This is a genomic window from Sphingomonas sp., from assembly GCF_036731925.1.
Taxonomy (GTDB): Bacteria; Pseudomonadota; Alphaproteobacteria; order Sphingomonadales; family Sphingomonadaceae; genus Sphingomonas.
The window spans coordinates 973,377-991,114 of sequence record NZ_DAINDJ010000001.1 but is presented as its reverse complement, the minus strand read 5'-3'; the positions used below and the strand labels follow the sequence as shown (position 1 = coordinate 991,114).

At 65.7% G+C, this 17,738-nt stretch carries 15 protein-coding genes; 1 reads left to right on the top strand and 14 read right to left on the bottom strand.

Annotation, left to right across the window (positions count from 1 at the left end; genetic code table 11):
- Positions 1-38: 38 nt before the first annotated feature.
- The 5 genes from V7E00_RS04990 to V7E00_RS04970 form a co-directional block, all read right to left on the bottom strand.
- Entirely contained in the window at positions 39-674 is a 636-nt protein-coding gene (locus V7E00_RS04990; protein WP_333571567.1) for an RpiB/LacA/LacB family sugar-phosphate isomerase, read from the bottom strand.
- Between the two features lie 113 nt (positions 675-787).
- Complete coding sequence (uxaC, locus tag V7E00_RS04985; protein ID WP_333571566.1) at positions 788-2,221, bottom strand: glucuronate isomerase; 1,434 nt, start codon at positions 2,219-2,221, stop codon at positions 788-790.
- Positions 2,222-2,249: 28 nt separating this feature from the next.
- Complete coding sequence (locus V7E00_RS04980; RefSeq protein WP_333571565.1) at positions 2,250-3,539, bottom strand: MFS transporter; 1,290 nt, start codon at positions 3,537-3,539, stop codon at positions 2,250-2,252.
- A gap of 32 nt (positions 3,540-3,571) precedes the next feature.
- Entirely contained in the window at positions 3,572-4,360 is a 789-nt protein-coding gene (locus V7E00_RS04975) for a 2-keto-4-pentenoate hydratase (protein ID WP_333571564.1), read from the bottom strand.
- Positions 4,361-4,531: 171 nt separating this feature from the next.
- Positions 4,532-5,563, bottom strand: coding sequence for a glycosyltransferase family 2 protein (locus V7E00_RS04970; RefSeq protein ID WP_333571563.1), 1,032 nt, complete (start codon positions 5,561-5,563; stop codon positions 4,532-4,534).
- Positions 5,564-5,832: 269 nt separating this feature from the next.
- Between V7E00_RS04970 and V7E00_RS04965 the strand changes: the two genes are divergently transcribed.
- Positions 5,833-7,710, top strand: coding sequence for a methyl-accepting chemotaxis protein (locus V7E00_RS04965; protein WP_333571562.1), 1,878 nt, complete (start codon positions 5,833-5,835; stop codon positions 7,708-7,710).
- Positions 7,711-7,786: 76 nt separating this feature from the next.
- On the opposite strand, the gene V7E00_RS04960 is transcribed toward V7E00_RS04965, so the two are convergent.
- The 9 genes from V7E00_RS04960 to V7E00_RS04920 form a co-directional block, all read right to left on the bottom strand.
- Positions 7,787-8,419: a PEPxxWA-CTERM sorting domain-containing protein gene (locus V7E00_RS04960; protein WP_333571561.1), complete on the bottom strand. Its 633-nt coding sequence runs from the start codon at positions 8,417-8,419 to the stop codon at positions 7,787-7,789.
- A 200-nt stretch (positions 8,420-8,619) separates the two neighbouring features.
- Entirely contained in the window at positions 8,620-9,654 is a 1,035-nt protein-coding gene (locus tag V7E00_RS04955) for a cupin-like domain-containing protein (protein WP_333571560.1), read from the bottom strand.
- Complete coding sequence (locus tag V7E00_RS04950) at positions 9,651-10,370, bottom strand: SapC family protein (protein WP_333571559.1); 720 nt, start codon at positions 10,368-10,370, stop codon at positions 9,651-9,653. The genes V7E00_RS04955 and V7E00_RS04950 overlap by 4 nt, the downstream gene beginning before the upstream one ends.
- A gap of 158 nt (positions 10,371-10,528) precedes the next feature.
- Positions 10,529-13,663, bottom strand: a complete 3,135-nt coding sequence (locus V7E00_RS04945) for a TonB-dependent receptor (RefSeq protein ID WP_333571558.1) — start codon at positions 13,661-13,663, stop codon at positions 10,529-10,531.
- Positions 13,664-13,936: 273 nt separating this feature from the next.
- A complete protein-coding gene (locus V7E00_RS04940) occupies positions 13,937-14,779 on the bottom strand; it encodes an HpcH/HpaI aldolase/citrate lyase family protein (protein WP_333571557.1) in 843 nt (280 codons plus the stop codon).
- A 75-nt stretch (positions 14,780-14,854) separates the two neighbouring features.
- The gene (locus V7E00_RS04935; protein WP_333571556.1) at positions 14,855-15,634 is read right to left on the bottom strand and encodes an SDR family NAD(P)-dependent oxidoreductase; all 780 of its coding nucleotides are present in this window, start codon (positions 15,632-15,634) and stop codon (positions 14,855-14,857) included.
- A 14-nt stretch (positions 15,635-15,648) separates the two neighbouring features.
- A complete protein-coding gene (locus V7E00_RS04930; RefSeq protein ID WP_333571555.1) occupies positions 15,649-16,839 on the bottom strand; it encodes a zinc-dependent alcohol dehydrogenase in 1,191 nt (396 codons plus the stop codon).
- A complete protein-coding gene (locus tag V7E00_RS04925; RefSeq protein WP_333571554.1) occupies positions 16,839-17,432 on the bottom strand; it encodes an SRPBCC family protein in 594 nt (197 codons plus the stop codon). The genes V7E00_RS04930 and V7E00_RS04925 overlap by 1 nt, the downstream gene beginning before the upstream one ends.
- An 18-nt stretch (positions 17,433-17,450) precedes the next feature.
- Positions 17,451-17,600: a hypothetical protein gene (locus V7E00_RS04920; protein ID WP_333571553.1), complete on the bottom strand. Its 150-nt coding sequence runs from the start codon at positions 17,598-17,600 to the stop codon at positions 17,451-17,453.
- Between the last annotated feature and the right edge of the window lie 138 nt (positions 17,601-17,738).

Below are 17,738 nucleotides of genomic sequence, written 5' to 3'. Positions count from 1 at the left end.
CCCCCTCCCGCAGGCGGGAGAGGGCGTTATCGTAGCGCTTACGAAAGGCTGCGCAGATAGTCGCTGATCGCCTCGTCCTGCGAATTTGCATAAAAATGCTCTGCGAACTTCTCGCCGGCGATTGCGGCGCGCAGCAGGTCCTGATCGACATTCTTCAGCACGGTGAGCATGTCGTTGCAGGTCACGCGCTTCAGGTCCGAAAGGATGCCGCGGTTCTTGCGCATGATCTCGGCGCGCTCCTTGGGATAGCCGAGACCGCGCTCGCCCTCGAACAGCTTGCGGTACACGTCCTCCAGGTTCAACTCCGCCGCCCAGCCAAAGCCCTTGGCATAAGGCATGGAAATCGCGTTGCCGTCATTGATCTGGCCGAACAGGAAAGCGTCGGTCGGATCGATCACCAGGCCGCAGAACACGCCCGGCATCGCGTTGCAGGCGAGCATCGAGCCCATGCCGGTGCCGCAGCCGGTCACCACGAAATCCACCGCCTTGGAATTGAGCAGGATGCCGGTGAGCAGGCCGTTCATCACATAGGTGAGCGAGGCCGTGTCCTCGGCCGAATACATACCGTAGTTGAACACCTGGTGGCCCAGCGGCTCGGCGACATTGGTGAGCGCCGTGTGAATGATGCCGTTCTTGGCGGCCTGGCTGTTCTCGGTGATCAGCGCAATCTTCATCGTCCTCGTCCCTTCTGCTTGCAGCGACACCGGTTACCATAGCCGATCCGGCGACGCCCGAATTTTGTGGGTGCAGCGGTCATCTCGAGAGCCGCACCCGGATTTTCAACTATTTATTGGCCCCCTGCCGGGTCGCCGAGCTTGTAGGCCTTGCGCACCAGCCCGTTGGTCAGCTCGAAGGCGAGCTCCGCCGCCTCCCAGTCGAGCAGCCGGCCTTCCGCCACCAGCCGCGCCAGGAAGCCGCAATCGATCCGCCGCGCGACATCGTGCCGCGCCGGAATCGAGAGGAAGGCGCGCGTGTCGTCATTGAAGCCGACCGTGTTGTAGAAGCCTGCCGTTTCGGTCACCTGCTCGCGGAAACGGCGCATCCCTTCCGGGCTGTCGTGGAACCACCAGCTGGGGCCCAGCTTCAGGCATGGATAATGGCCGGCCAGCGGCGCCAGCTCGCGCGCATAGACCGTCTCGTCCAGCGTGAAGAGGATGATCGACAGGTCGGTGGATGTGCCGAAGCGATCGAGCAGCGGCTTGAGCGCATGGACATAGTCCGTCGCCATGGGAATGTCGGCGCCCTTGTCGCGGCCATGGCTCTGGAACAGGCCGCCATTATGGTTGCGGAAGCTGCCCGGGTGGATCTGCATCACCATCCCGTCCTCGACGCTCATCGCCGCCATTTCGGTGAGCATCTGCGCGCGGAACAGCTCGGCATCGGCCGGGGTCCAGTCGTTGCCGAGGATCCTGGCGAACAGCGCCGCGGCCTCCGCCTTGCCCAGGTCCGCGGTGCGCGCGGTGGGATGGCCATGGTCGGTCGCGGTGGCGCCGGCGGCGCGGAAATCGGCGCGGCGCTTGCGGTGCGCGGCAAGATAGCCGTCCCAGCTATAGACGTCCTCGCCGGTCTTCTCGGCGAAGACCCTGAGCGCCCCGTGGAACTGCTCATGCTCCACGTCGATCACGGCGTCCGGGCGATAGGTGGTGACCACGCGCCCGTCCCAGCCGGATTGCTGGATGGCATGGTGCGGCGACAGGTCGTCCTGCGGGCCCTCGGTGGTGGCAAGGAACTCGATGTTGAAGCGATCGAACAGCGCGCGTGGGCGGAAAGCATCCCCCGCCAGCTTTTCGTTGATCGTGTCATAATAGAAATCGGCCGTTTCGGCATCGAGCGCCACCTCAAAGCCGAACACCTCGCCGAACACATGGCCCAGCCACATCGCCGAGGGGGTGCCGCGGAACAGATGGATATGCTCGGCGAAGGTCCGCCATGCCGCCCGCGGATCGGTAGCCGGCATCCCCGCCTTGCTCGGCACGCACAGCGCGTCGAGCGAGACGCCCTGCGAATAGAGCATGCGGTAGAGATAATGGTCCGGCGACAGCAGCAGTTCGGTGGCGTTCGACCAGTTGGCGTTGGTCGAGAACCAGGTCGGGTCGGTATGGCCATGCGGGCTGATGATCGGCAGGTCCGCGACATGCCTGTAGAGGTCGCGCGCGATCGCGCGGGTGCGATCCTCGGCCGGCAGCAGCCGGTCGGGATCGAGCTTCAGCGGCTTGGCCATCGGATACTCCGAATACGGTGGTGTTGAATCAGCGGCTCATGTCGACGCGGGCGAGCCGCGGCGACAGGAAGTGTACGCAGGCGAGTGCCACGAAATAGGCGCTGCCCGCCACCGCGAAGAGCGGCCAGTAGCTGCCGATCCGCTCCAGCACCACGCCGGCGTACAGCGACATCAGGATGCCGCCCACGGCCCCGACCGTGCCGCCGATCCCGATCACCGAACCCACGGCGCCGCGGGGGAACATGTCCGCCGGCAGCGCATAGAGATTGGCCGAGAAGGCCTGGTGGGCGGCGGTTGCGATGCCGATCACGCCCACTGCCATCCAGACGCTGCTCAGCGATTCCGCGAACAGCACCGGCAGAACGGCGAAGGCGCAGACGAGCATCGTCACCTTGCGGGCAACATTCGCCGTATAGCCTGCCCGCATCAGCCGCGAGGAGAGCCAGCCGCCGGCAACGCTGCCCATGTCGGACACGAGATAGATCGCCGCGAGCGGGATACCGAAGGTCTTGAGGTCCAGGTGATAGCGCTCGAACAGATAGCCCGGCAGCCAGAACAGGAAGAACCACCAGATCGGATCGATGAAGAACTTGCCCAGCGCATAGGCCCAGGTCTCGCGCTTGGCGAGCACCGCGCCATAGCCAAGCTTCTGCACCTGGTCCGCCGGATCCTGCTCGATCCAGGCGAGCTCACCTTCGGTGACCTTCGGATGCTCGCGCGGGCTGCGGTACAGGGTCCACCAGGCGATCAGCCAGACGAAGCTGACGACGCCGGTGATGACGAAAGCAGAACGCCAGCCCCAGGCCAGCACGATGTACGGGATGGCCAGCGGAGTCAGCACCGCGCCGATATTGGCGCCGGCATTGAACACGCCAATGGCGAAGGCGCGCTCCTTGGCGGGAAACCACTCGGTCACCGCCTTGATGCCGGCGGGGAAGTTGCCGGACTCGCCGATCCCCAGCGCGAACCGGGCCAGGGCGAAATGCATCAGGCTGTTGGCAGCGCCGTGCATGATATGCGCGACCTGCCAGATGACGAACGCGATGGTGTAGCCGACCCGCGCGCCGACCTGATCCACCACTTTGCCGAAGATGATGTAGCCGATGGCATAGGCGAACTGGAACCAGATGATGACGTTGGCGAAATCCTGTTCCGTCCAATGCAGGTCAGCCATCAGGGTGGGCTTGAGCACCCCGATCATCTGACGATCGACGTAATTGATGATCGTGGCTGCGAACAGCAGCCCGCAGATCACCCAGCGATATCGCCCTACGCGTGTCACGGCGCCGCTTACTGCGGCTTCGCCCTTGCTCGCCATCAACTCTCCAATCCCACTCCCTGCCCCCGGAATCAGGCGATCCCGATCGAGCATCGTACGCTGAGCGCGTCCCCGAACCGCGCCTCGACCTGCGCACCGGGCTCTACCTGGTGCACGCCGGTCACTGCGCCTGTCGAGATCCACTGACCTTCCGCCAGCGGGAGCCCCTTGGCCGCACGTTCGAACAGGAAGCGCACCGCTCCGATCGGTCCATCGAGCATGTTGCTCGCAGTGCCGGTTCCAGCGACCTCCCCGTCAATCGTTAGCGACACTGGCCAGTGATGAAAATCCTCTTCAGAAGATATACGGTATCCAATCAAGAGACCATTGTTGTTGCCGAAGTCGGAGATCGTTACTGCCGGGCCATGCTCGTTGATGCCCGCAAAGGGCGAACTGGCGATCTCGATGCCCACCCGGATCTCGCTGATGTAGGGGAGCACCTCGTCGTTGGACCAGGGCCGATCGAAATGCGCCGGCACAGCCCCCAGTTGCACCAGATATTCCGCTTCCGCCGCGCCGAAGCCGTTGCGAAAGATCGGCATGGCCGGCGTGTCCCCCGGCTCCGCGTGCACGATGCTGTCGGCGAAAATCGGGCCCGCAAGGCGATTGGCGCCGTAGCGCTCGACCAGCGCATCCGGCACGCGGCCGACCTTCCAGCCGGCTACGGGCCTGTCGAACAGCGCGATGGCGCGGGATTGAATGGCATAGGCGTCGTCCAGCGTCTGGGGCATCACGCCGGGATACTCGGCGAACCCCTCACGCGCGCGCCGTGCCGCCACGAAGGCCTGTGCGATACGCTCCGCCGTCGCTTGCTCCGCCAATGCTTCACCCCTCTCCCTGTGCGGTCCCCAGCGGTCCTGCCGCTGGCGTTCTCCGCCGCCAGCCCCCTGCGACATGCAGCGGCCTTCGCGATTTGATACCGGTGTCAAATTGCCGCGTCAACGGGACATGCGGCGTTCGGACGAAGCAAGGTTGTGCTAGGGGGCACCCGCTCAGGCAGCGCGCAGCGTGCGCTCCATGGCGGCGAAGCGCCGGGCCTCATCCTCGATGCCGAGCCGATCGTAGAACATGGCGAGGTTGCCGGCAGCGAGGTAGCTGCCGCAGCCGACCACCGATCCGTCGAGCAGCGGCTGTTCGCCAATCTCCAGGCACCGCAACCATGCACCCTCGACGACCGGCAGCAGTTCGTCCATCGCGATCGCCGGTTCACGGCTGGCCCATTCCAGATACAGGTCGGCCACGGCGAAGTAGAAGTCGGGCGACTGCGGCCAGGCTGCCTGCTCGGCATCGACCAGCGCCAGGGCCTCGGGCAGGAGCCCCGCCTCCTTCAGCGCGCGGATGGTGGAAAGCACCACGGCATGCCGATAGGCGGCATCGGGCCTAGTTAGTCGGCAGGCGTTGCGCAGCGGCGCCACCGCGGCCTCGGGCGCACCGCGGACCAGGTGCTCGCGACCGAGCTGGTACCAGAGATAGCCGTCCTCCGGTGCTTCGGCCAGCGCGGCCTCCAGCAGGGCAAGGTTACGACCGTGCTTGGCCGCCAGCTGCGCCTCGGCATAGCCGTCATGGCCGATCTGCAGCGCGCAGGGCACCAGTGGCAACGGCGATACCGGCTGCTCATGAATGCGCCCGGCATAGCGCACTCCGCGCGGCAGGATCCTGGGGAGGAAACGGCGCGTGGCATTGGCCGACACCCCCTCGTTGCGCAGCTGCGCGCAGCCGATGAAGCCGGCCCGCGCGCCGCCGCGCGGCAGCGCCCCTGCGTTCAGTGCCTCGATTCCGCCGTCGAGCCATTCGTCGGCGTCCAGCACCAGGTTCCAGTCGGCGTCGGAATGGTCCAGCGCGGCGTTGCGGGCGGCGGCGAAGTCGTCGCACCAGTCGAACCGGAAGACCGCAGCGCCGTTCGCTTCGGCGATCGCCACCGTGGCGTCGGTGGAGCCGGTATCGAGCACGATCAGCCGGTCGACATGGGGACGCGCGCTGTCGAGCGCCCGCGCGATCGCCCGTTCTTCGTTTCGCGCGATCATCACCAAAGCCAACCGTGTCACGTGCGCCTTCCCCGGGGCACCGCCACGGCGCCTCGACCGCATTATAGGCGATGCGCGCCAGCCACGCGCCAGGGCGTGCAGAACATGCCCGCCCCTCCCCTGTCGAAAAGCCCATGCGACTTTGCTTTGGAGCCAGCGCGTTATCCAGCATTTAATAGGTTTGCGGACCCCGTCCCGGAGCAGTTGGGCGCTATAATGAAGGTCTTGCCGCCCGCTTCGTCCAGGCCGGCGCATGAGGGACCCACGGAATGAAACAGTTACTCGCGCGGATGCGCGTGCCCGTCAAAATCCTGACGGTGATCGCCATGATCAGCCTCGTGACGCTGGTCGTCACCTGGATCGGCGCCAGCAGCCTCGATCGCGCCAACCGCGAATATTCCGAGCTCACCCTCGGCAAGTTGCCCAGCACCGCGCACATTGCGCGCCTCAACCGCTTGCTCGAATCGATGCCCTATGCCGGCTACCGCGCCGTCGCCTATGACGGCAACAGCCCGATGGCACGCCAGGCACAGACCGAGGAAAAGCAGAGCTACACCCAGGCGAAGGCGCTGCTCGACGAAATCGAGCACGAGGATGCCTCCACCAAGCCGGTGGTCGACGAGGTTCGGAGCACGATCGACAGCCTGCAGGACAAGACGGCCACCGCCATCGAGCGCGGCCTGCGGAACGACAACGCCGCCGCACTGGCGCTTCTGCGCGAAGTCGATCCGGCGATCCAGACGATCTCCCAGCGGCTCTCGACCTTCAACAACCAGCGGATGAAGGATGCCGCCGATGCCTCGCACACGCTGCAGGCCGCGGGACAGACGACGGTGTGGACGCTGGTGGCGATCAGCGTCATCGCGATCCTGCTTGCCATGACGCTCGGTTATCTGGTGTCGCGCCTCGGCATCACCGAACCGCTCGACGTGCTCCGCACTGCCATGCAGGCCGTTGCCGGCGGTGATCTCCGCACTGCCGTCCCCGGCACCGATCGAGGCGACGAGCTCGGCGCGATGGCGCGTACGGTCGCGGTATTCCGCGAAAACGCCATGGCGCAGGAATCGGCCCGACAATCCAAGGAGGCGGCCGATGCCGCGCAGGGACGCCTGCTCGACTCGCTCGACACCCGCCTGGACGCGCTGTCGCGGGGCGACCTGACTGCCTCGATCGACGTGCAGGTCGCGCCGGAATTCGAGCCGGTAAAGAGCAACTTCAACCGTGCGGTGGCCAATCTGCGCCAGCTGATCGCCCAGGTGCTGGAAAGCGCCACGACGATCCGCACCGGCTCCGGCGAGATTGCCGCGGCATCGGAGGACCTGGCGAAGCGGACCGAGGCCAATGCCGCCAGCCTCGAGGAGACCGCGGCTGCCGTCACCCAGATGGACCAGCGCCTGAAGGCAACCGCACGCGCTGCCGACAGCACCGTCCAGCGGACCAATGGCGCTATTCAGACCGTGAATGACGGTCGCGCGATCACCGACACCGCCGTCCAGGCGATGACGCGGGTTTCGGAGGGCGCAAAGGGCATCGACAGCGTGATCGAAGGACTCGACAAGATCGCGTTCCAGACGCGCGTTCTGGCGATGAACGCGGCCGTCGAAGCCGGTCGCGCCGGCGAGGCGGGCCGCGGCTTCGCCGTCGTCGCCGATCTGGTCTCGCAGCTGGCGATGCGCTCGGAAGAGGAAGCCAGCCGTGCCCGCGACCAGCTGAGCGCCACACAGAAGGACATCGTCGAGGCCGTGCAGACGGTGCATCAGGTGGAAGGCGCGCTGGACAGCATCTCGAGCGCGACGACCGAGGTCCATCAGCTGGTCAGCGCAATGGCCACCGATAACCAGGCGCAGGCCACGGCCATCTCGCAGATCGCCGCCGCCGTGCAGACGATGGACCACAGCACCCAGCAGAACGCCGCGATGGTGGAGGAAACCTCCGCCGCCGCGCGTAACCTGAACGCCGAAGTCTCGAGCCTCAGCGATCAGGCGCACAGGTTCGAGGTTGGCGGCCAGCCCGCCACCCGCACTCCGGCTGCGCCGCGTGCGCCGCAGCGCCAGGTGCCGGCGCGGGGCGGCTATGTCTCACCGGTGAAGCCGCTCCCCGTCGCCGCGGTGGCGAGCGCCGATGCAGGGGAATGGGCGAGCTTCTGAGCCTCACCCGATCGCGCACAAGAAAACGGCCGGGAGAGCGATCTCCCGGCCGTTTTCATTATCCGTGCAGTGGCGCTCAGGCGGCGGCAGGGCGCGCGATGCGGGCGCGACGGCGCAGCGACGCACCGACGAAGCCGACACCCGCGATCATCAGGCCCCAGCTTGCCGGCTCGGGCACGCCGCTCGGGCCGAACACGGCGACCGGATTGGCGGTGCCGATGGTCGCACCAGCAAGGCCGGTGGTGCCGAGCGTGGTATTGAAGGCGGCCGCAGCTTCATCGGTCAGCGTCAGCACCGAACCGGCGCCGAGGTTGAACAGCGAGAGGTTGCTGCCCAGCGTGAAGCCATTGGCCGAGGCGCTGCCACGAACCAGGCCGGCGGCCGTGTCGATCTCGAAATTGCCGATGCTGAGCGTGTTGCCGCCGAGCGAGAAGTTCAGGCCCGAACCGGCATGATTGATCACCATCGCCCCGGTCGACTCATTGCGATTGCCACCGGTGATCAGGAACGCCGCGATCAGATCGTTCCCCACGGGAAACGCGCTGGCCGTACCATAGGTGGCGACCGTGTAGCCGAGCGACTTGAAGGCGCTGGCAGCGGTGATGTCGATGGCGGTCGCGCCGCCGATGATCGGAGCAGCCGAAGCCGCGACGGGGGTAAGCGACAGGCCCGCAACCAGGGCTGCCGCGCTCAGAGCGCCTTTAATCATCCGCAAATCCTCCTGAACAGGGTACAACGCGCCAGGAACGGCCGCATGGATCATGCCCGCATCATGGCAGCCCCCGAACCGTGCGGCAGTGCAGCAAGTTCCGTCCATTTGTCGTGGATGTGCATCGGCTTACCGGAGAAATTAACCACATCGCGGCAGACCGCCGGATTCCGTCGACCGCCCGCGCAAGCGGGCGCTGGCTATCGGTTCAGGCGGTGGAGCAGTTGCGCGCGCAGCCGTCGGGCGGCCATCGCATCGATCGGCGCCAGGGGGCCGCGCGCCGCTTGCGGGAGGTGTGCCGCGGCACGATCCGGATCGCCGAACACATAATAATCGAACAGCGATCGCCACGCTGCCTTTTCCGGTTCCGGCCGATCGCGCAGGCTGAGCAGCGCGTGCAGCAGCGTCAACTGCGGCGTGTCGAGCCAGGCCGGGCTGGTGTTCCACCAGTAGTTGACGAGCACGTTGAAGGGCGCGAGCGCCTCGACATGGTGCCACCACATCGCGGGGTAGAAGAGCAGATCCCCCGCCTCCATCTCCGCCACCTGCGCTGTCGCCATCGCGTCCCGGAAGCCAGGGTGCCGGTTGAAATCAGGGGCAGAGAAATCGACCATGCTGACCACCTGCCCGCCCGGCGTAGGCTCAAGGGGGCCAGGATAGAGATTGGCGACCTGATCCGGCGGGAACAAGGTGAAGCGACGGCGCCCCACCGCGCAGACGGCAAGGTTGTGCGACATGTCGTAATGGCACGTCGCGGTGGTGCGGTTGCCGATCCAGATGCTTGCCAGATGCTGGGCAAACATCGGGTGATCCAGCTGCAGGTCGTTCTCGGCGCGAAAGCCCGGCAGATATTCGTCCAGATCGGTGGAGCCGACATAGAAGCTCGGCGCGTCGAGCTCGCCGATCCGCGGGCGCATCGCCTCGAGCAGCGCCGTCAGCGGTTCGCGTCGACCGGTGAAATTCAGCCCGGTGACGCTCTCGTCGTAGAAGAACCGCCCCTGGATCTCGGGCGCGCCGGTGAAGGTCACCACCGGGCGACCCGCGTCGAAGTGCTGCAGCAGCGCCATTGCGGCATCCGCCGATTCCAGCCCTGCGCGGACCAGCGGCCACTGCGCGGCAATCCCTTTCAGAACGACCGGTTGCTGCTCCGCCATCAGCTGGTCGAACGGAATGGCGTCTGGTGAGACCCTTTCGACGACCCGAACGGCAGGCGCGGAACCGGCCAGCACGTTCATTGCGCGGGACCTGCATTCTTGCGCTCGATCAGCGCGCTGATGTTGCCGAGCGACCCCGCCGCCAGATAAGCCAGCCCCAGCACATTGGCCTGGTGCAGCCGGGCCAGCCCGGCACCGTCCAGCGCATCGAGCCGCTCGCGCGACAGCATCTGGAACCCGTCGATCCGGTAGCGCCGCGCGTCGTGCAGCGTGACCTCGATGACGTTGGCCTCCAGCAGGCCCAGTTCCTGGAACAGCCCGTAGACCGGTGCAGCGGCGCCGATGCCGGCATGGATGCGCCCCAGCACGCGCGACACATGCTCCAGATAGCGGCTCGCCCCGCCCTGCGGCAGGAACAGCAGTTCGCCCACCTCCATGCCGACGCGCGGGTCGTCGAGGTCGACATGCACTGTCGGCCCCTCCTCGGGGTCGCCGCCGTCGCCGGGGATGCCGATCGAGAAGGGCCCGCGCTGCTGGAGCGCGGGGACGTAGCGGCTGGTCCAGCGCGCGCCGTCGAAGAACAGGTTCTCGTTCAGATCGAAGCCGGTGAGCGCCACGGCCTGCATCCCCTCGCCTTCCGCCTCGCGGAACAGGATCGGAAATTCGCGCTGCACGGCCTCGAATTCGGTGGGGAAGATCAGAATCTGGTTGGCGGCATCGCCGAATTCCGCGCCGTAGCGGAAGGCGACGCGCAGGTCCTGGTGGACCACATTGTCCAGCGCGACCGGGTTCGTCATTCGAAACACATCCATCTTTCCGGGCATCGCGCCCGGTTCAGCCGGACCATGGCGCAAAGCCGCAGGCCCCTCAACCCGCCGCTTCCGCCGCGGAAACGGGAAAGGGCCGCTGCACCAGGCAGCGACCCTCCCTCTCCACTCGCGCAAGGCGCGGTAGCTCAGAACTTGAAGCGCACGCCCAGCAGGAAGCGGCGGTCGAGTTCCTGCGCGAACCACAGCTGCTTCTCGTCACGCGCATAGGTGCGCACGCTTTCTTCGGTAAGGTTGATACCTTCGAAGCTCACGGCGATCCGCGGCGTGATGTCGTAGCTGATGTTCATGTCCAGCTGCCCGAACGGGGCAGTATACTCCGGATTGCGCGACCCCTGGCGGTTGATGCCCGACAAGGACTTGCCGCGCCAGTTATAGGCGAGACGCGCGGAGATGCCGTTCTTGTCGTAGATCAGGGTACCGCTCGCGGTATCGCTCAGCCCCACCAGTGCGAACTGGTCCTGCGACGGATCGGCGCCGATGTTGAAGCCGACCGTGCCGCGCACCAGCGTGTACTGGGCCGCGATGCCGAACCCGGTGGTGCCCAGGAAATACTGTCCAGCCAATTCGACGCCGTAGATTTCGGCATCCTTATTGTTGATCGGCTGCGTAACCTGGAACTGCCACAGTGCATCGGCGCCATTGGCCTGGATCCGCGGCCCATTGTTCAGCGACAGCAGGAAGTTGCGGTCCAGCGTGCGGGTCTGCGCGTTGTAGTTCGCGTTGAACTGCGACAGCGCGGTTGCCGTCGATCCGGTCGCCTGGATCAGCGAGGTCAACGCATAGAGGTTCTCGTCGCTGGTATCCGCACCGATCCCCTGCAGTGCCGCGCGTGCGGCGCCCGAACGGCTTCCCGCCACGGCGGAGGTAGGATCGCGCAGGCCGAACAGCGCGCTGTTGTATTGACCGTTACCGATGAAGTTCCGCACGCGCTTGTCGAAGAACGACGCGGAGACATAGCTATCCGGCTTGAAATACCATTCCAGAGACGCGTCGAAATTGTCGGAAATCAGCGGACGAAGGCGAGCATTACCGGTGTTTGCCGTCGGAATACCGCCGTTGATGCTCGGACGCGGCGGGCCGAAAACGGTGACGGAAGTGTAGAGGTTATTGTAGTTCGGCCGCGCGATCGTCTTGCTGTACGAAATGCGCGCCAGCAAGTTGCGCTGTACTTCCACCTGGAAGTCGACCTGCGGCAGGATGTTGTCGTAGCTGCCGCCATCGCTCAGATACTGGCTCTGGTTCGACAGGACGACGGTGAAGTCGTTGTCCGAATCCCACTCGATACCCGCCGGCACCGCCGTCAGGGACGTCGTGCGCGACTTGGTGTGTTCGTAGCGCAGGCCGCCCACCAGGCGTGCCGGCGCGTTGCCGATCTCGCCCTTCCAGGTCAGCTGGCCATAGGCCGCCCAGATTTCCTCGTTGACGCGGTTGTCGGCCCGGCTGTTGACGGTCAGCGCATTGCCGCGCGCCGCATAGTAAGGCGACATGACCGAGAAGATCTTCGCCGCATCGCCGCGATAGGCGATCTGGGACTCCGGATCCGAGCCCGGGTTGTAGTGCTCGAACTTGCAGACCAGGCAGAAGGCCTGCAGCGCACCCGGCGCCTGGCGCTGGACATCGCCCGGGTTCGCGAGGCCCCAGTCGCCCAGCGTCTGCTGCTGCTCGGTATAGGTCTGCGTGGTTTCGACCTTGCGGTAGTTGCCGCCGAAGTCGAAGCGGCTCTCGCCGCCGAGATCCCAGCCGAAGTCCGCGCGAAGTTCCTTGACCTTCTGGTCCTGCAGCGAGGTGCGGGTGCGGCCGATCGAGGAGCCGACTGTCGTCAGGTCGATCGCCTTGCCCGGCGCCAGGGTGATGTCCTGCTGCGGAATGCCCGACAGGTACGTCACCGAGTGCGACGCGACCACGTTGGCACCCATTCCCATCAGCGTGGAGCTGTAGCCATTGGGGTTGTCGGGCCGGCTGGACGCGCTGCTGATATGGCCGTCGACGTTCAGCGTCAGGGTCGGCGAGATTTCCCACTTGGCGTTCAGGCCATAGTCTTCGATCTTGCTCTTCTGCGCACGCGACTGGGCTTCGAAACCTTCGTCCTTCAGGCCGGTCTCATGCAGATAGGTGGCCGTGGCGACGGTGGGGTTGCTGTCGAACGTCACTTCATCGAACGGACGATTGAACCAGTTGGACACGTCCGAACGCACTTCGCGCTGCTTGTTCTGCGCATAAAGGGCATCGGCGGTCAGCGTCAGCGTATCGGTCGGCTTGAACTGCACCGTGGCCTGGCCATTGATGCGCTCGCGGCTGCCCTCGGCATAGTGATAGCGGCTGTCGTTCGGAATCGCGACCAACTGGTTGGGATTGCTCGGCGCATTCTTGACGACGGTGCAGGTCTGCGTCGGGGTGCCCGTGCAGGCGCCGCCGCTGCGGGCGAAGCCGCCGCTCAGGAAGGTGCTGTACGGAATGATGTTCCAGTCGTTCGACGTCGCGGAAATCGACGTGAAGTTGCGCTTCTGGTAACTGCCGAACAGGTTGACGCCAAAGCGCTGCTCGGCGTCGCTCCAGCTCATCACGCCCGAGAATTCCGGCGTCACCTTCGAGCCGCAATCGAGACAGCCGTCGACGCTGGTGTCGTAGACTGCCTTGGCGCCGAGGCTGCCGCTGAGGCCGGCCTTGCCGCTATCGAGCGGCCGACGGGTGATGACGTTGATCGTCGCGCCGATGCCGCCCGACGGCACCGCCGCGCGGCCGGTCTTGTAGACCTCCAGCGTCCGGACGCCTTCGGTCGCGAGGTTCGAGAAGTCGAACGAACGCGTGGTCCCCTGCGCCTGATCGGCATTCTGGTCGCCGCCGACCACCGCGATGCTGCCGGAGGCGAGCTGGCGGCCGTTCAGCGTTACCATGTTGAAGTTCGGACCGAAGCCGCGGACGGTGACCAGCGAGCCTTCGCCGTTCGTACGATTGATCGACACGCCCGGCACGCGCTGCAACGATTCCGCCAGGTTCGTATCCGGGAACTTGCCGATGTCTTCCGCCGAGATGGCGTCGACGATACCCGGCGCTTCCCGCTTGATGGCAATGGATCGCTCCAGCGAAGCGCGAATACCGGTGACCACGACTTCGTCGCCCTGCTCGCCTTCTTGCTGCGCGGGCGAATTGGCAACGTTGTCGGTCTGTGCTTGTGCAATCGTTGGCAAGACCATGCAGGCAGCTACTGCCATCATGGAAGCCGAGCGCGACCATAGAGTCGAACGCGATACGCTCTTCATGTCCCCTCCTCTGCCGACATTGTCTGTCGGAAACCGTTATAGTTGCGAATACCCCGATGCATTCGCGACCGCGATATCGCTACCATCGGCCGGGACATTGTCAATGTTGGAAACAGAAAGCTGTTGGACAGGTTTGATTTTGTCCGCCGGTGTGTTTTCAAGGTTACACGCCGAAATTGACTTTCACTGGTGCAACAAACTTGCAGATGCTGCGGCATCGCCGCAATCTGTTGGACTGAAACGGGTTACACCGGCGCGATCGCGCGCCCGGCCTTATTCCGCGCGCGCTAACAAGCGGCGCGCCTGCTCGAGATGCGGCCGGTCGATCATCTTGCCGTGCAGGCGAAGCGCCCCGGCGATCGGACTGGCGGCAAACGCCTCCACGATCTCCCGCGCGGCGGCGATCTCCGCCTCGCTGGGCGTGAAGCCGCCGTTGATCGCATCGATCTGCGCGGGGTGAATGGCGAGCATGCCGGTGAACCCGTCGCGCCGCCCCCGCGCGACGTAGCCGGCCAGGCCGTCGATGTCGGCGATGTCAGGATACACAGTCTCGATCGCGGACACCCCGGCAGCATGCGCGGCGAACAGCGCGAGCGAGCGTACCATTGCAAAAGGGTCCGTGTAGCTGCCGTCGCTTTCCCGCGCGCTCACCGCGCCGATCGCGGCGGGCAGATCCTCGGCACCCCAGGTAAGCCCGGCGAGGTGCGCCGCGACTTCGCCGTAGCTGCCAAGCTGAAACAGTGCCGCGGGCGTTTCGGTCGCGATGGGCAGGATCGGCGGGCACACCGCGCCGCTTTGCGCGACCAGGGCCACGAGGGTGCGGATCGCGGCGGCGCCATCCGCCTTGGGCAAGACCAGCCCCGCCGGGCGGCAGGTGGCGAGCGCTGCGAGATCGCCGGCAATCGCGGCGGTGCCCAGCGGATTTACCCGCACGAAGCACGGTGTGGCGGGCATGTCGGCCAGCCATGCAGCGATCGCTTCGCGAGCGAAGTCCTTGCGCTCGGCCACCACCGAGTCTTCAAGGTCGAGGATCAGCGCGTCCGCGCCGCTCGCTGCGGCCTTGGCGAAACGCTCCGGGCGATCGCCCGGCACGAACAACAGCGACCTGAGACGCATGGCTTCCCTCTCCCGTTCTGAGCGGGAAGCCATGGCATTATCGGGGCCGGGCTGGCAACCGCCCGGCCGCGCCGGTCATTCGCCGCTGCCGGGCTCGGCGATCTTGCGGTGCTGTTCGGCCGTCACCGACTGCGGCAGCACGCCGGCACCGGCGACCTGCAGCTTGTTCGAGATGCCGGAGACGATGTTATCCTCGCCCTTCATCAGCGCCTTCCAGCCATCCTTGGCGACGTCCACCGGATCGGATTTGCTTTCGCTCTGGCCGACCTTGGTGTCCATCATGCCGGCGCGCTTGAAGAACTCGGTCTCGACCGGTCCCGGCTGCAGCGTCGTGATGGTGATGCCCTCCACGTCCTTGAGCTCGTTGCGGATCGCCGCGGCGAAATTGTCCACGAATGCCTTGGAGCCGTTGTACACGGCCTGGAAGCTGCCCGGGATCCAGCCAGCGATCGATCCGGTGATCAGCACCTTGCCCGCGCCCGCGTCGCGCATCTGCCGCAATACCTTCTGCAGCAGATAGGCAGTGCCGACGATGTTGGTGTCGATCACGTGCCGCCATTCGGAGACTTCCTGGTCGAGGAAGCCGCCGCCCAGGCCGTGCCCGGCATTGGCGCAGAGCAGGTCGATGCGGCGCCCGCCAGCGGCGGAGAGCAGCCGATCGACGCCTTCGATGGTCGAAAGGTCGGTTTCGACCGATTGCACGTCGACGCCCTCGCCCTTCAGCGAAGCCGCGGCATCCACCAGCGGGGTATCCGCCACCACCAGCAGGTCATAGCCGTCCTGCGCCGCGAGGCGCGCCAGTTCCAAGCCGATGCCGCTCGAGGCACCGGTAACGATCGCAAATTTGTCTGCCATTTCCGTGTCTCCGCTTATTCGGCCGCCAGTGCCATGCCGGGCTTCAGCACGACCTTGGTCACTTCGTTCTGGTTGTCGTGGAACATCTTGTAGCCCTGCGGCGCCTGCTCCAGCGGCAGGGTGTGGCTGATCAGGAAGGTGGTATCGATCTTCTCTTCCATGATCGCGTTGAGCAGCGCGGGCATGTAGTGCTGGACATGGGTCTGGCCGGTCTTCAGCGTCAGCCCCTTCTCCATCAGCGCACCGAGCGGGAACTTGTCCACGAACCCGCCATAGACCGCCGGCATCGAGACCCGCCCGCCCTTGCGGCAGGCGAGGATCGCCTGACGGATCGAGTGGATGCGATCGGTACCCAGGAAGGTCGACTTCTTGATCTGGTCGAGCACGTTGTCGGCGAAGAAGCCGTGCGCCTCCAGGCCGACGCTATCGATCACCGCATCCGGGCCGATGCCGCCGGTCATCTCGAACAGCGCCGCCGCCGTATCGGTTTGCTCGAAGTTGATCGTCTCCGCGCCGAAGCGGCGGGCGAGTTCGAGGCGGCGCGGGAAATGGTCGATCGCGATCACGCGCTCGGCACCCATCAGGAATGCCGACTGCACCGCGAACAGCCCGACCGGGCCGCAGCCCCACACCGCGACGGTGTCGCCGGGCTCGATCTGGGCGTTTTCCGCCGCCATCCAGCCGGTAGGCAGAATATCGGACAGGAACAGCACCTTGTCGTCCTCGACGCCGTCGGGGATCACGATCGGGCCGACATCGCTGAACGGCACGCGGACATATTCCGCCTGACCGCCGGCATAGCCGCCGGTCATGTGGCTGTAGCCGAACAGCGCCGCCATTGGCTGGCCGTACATCTCCTGCGCGATGTCCTGATTGTCGGCAGGCAGGCCATTCTCGCAGGCGGAATATTGGTGCTTGCCGCAATGGTAGCAGGATCCGCAGGAAATGGTGAACGGCACCACCACGCGCTGGCCCTTCTTCAGGGTCGAGCCCGCGCCGGTTTCCACCACTTCGCCCATGAACTCGTGGCCGAGGATGTCGCCGGCCATCATCGTCGGGATGAAGCCGTCATAGAGGTGGAGGTCCGATCCGCAGATCGCCGTCGAGGTGATCTTGATGATCGCGTCGCGGGGATTGAGGATCTCCGGATCCGGGACCGAATCGACGCGAACGTCGTGCTTGCCGTGCCAGGTAAGTGCGCGCATCAGCCCCGCTCCTCTTCGCGTTGTTGCTTGGTCCAGGACGAGGTGGCGACCTCGCCCGTCTCCATCAGCTGCTTGAAGCGGCGCAGATCGCGTTGCGCCTGCATCTTCGGTTCGCGCTGGAAGATCCGCGAGATCACGCGGCCCAGCGTGCCGAACGGCTGGTCGTAGTTGATTGTCGCCACCACGACCGTGCCGCGGCCGCCGGCATCGCGGAATTCGATGCAGCCGCTGTTGGGAATGTCGGCGCCCTCCTCGGATGCCCAGGCGATCCGTTCGCCGTCGCGATCCTCCGTGATCCGCGAGTCCCATTCGACAATGCCGCCGCCGGGCGACTTGACGACCCAGTGGCTACGCTCGCGATCGAGCACGTCGATACGCACGACATTATCGAGGACCGACGGCAGATTGCTGAAATCGCGCCAGAAAGCGTAGAGTTCTTCGCGCGGGCGATTGATCGTCACGGCGCGGGCGACAAGCTTGTCGCCGCGCTGGACGATCAGGCCGTCGGTCGCTGCGTCGATCGCCCGACGTTCGTCATTGGCAGTACTCAGCGGCGCGTCGTCGTGCGACGCGCGGTTCATCGTGTCAGCCATAAAGCCTCCGTTGTCGGTTCAGCCGCGGGGCGAGCCAGGCTGTTTCGGGGGAAGGTCGCCGTCGCCTTCGGCTGGCGCCGGCGTGGACGTGCCGGCGGGGTTCGTCTCGGTCGAACCGGGGTCGCGCTGCTCGTCGCGAACCTCGGAATCCTGCGGCGGGGTAGCCATGATCCAGTCTCCTGCACTTGGGGGAGGGAGTACGGAAGGAAACCACCGGCAAGACTGCAGGTTGCAATATTTGTTGCGCGCGACGTGGGTTGGGCACGACTGGGCCGATACGGCGCCAGCAATCGGCAACGTCGCTTC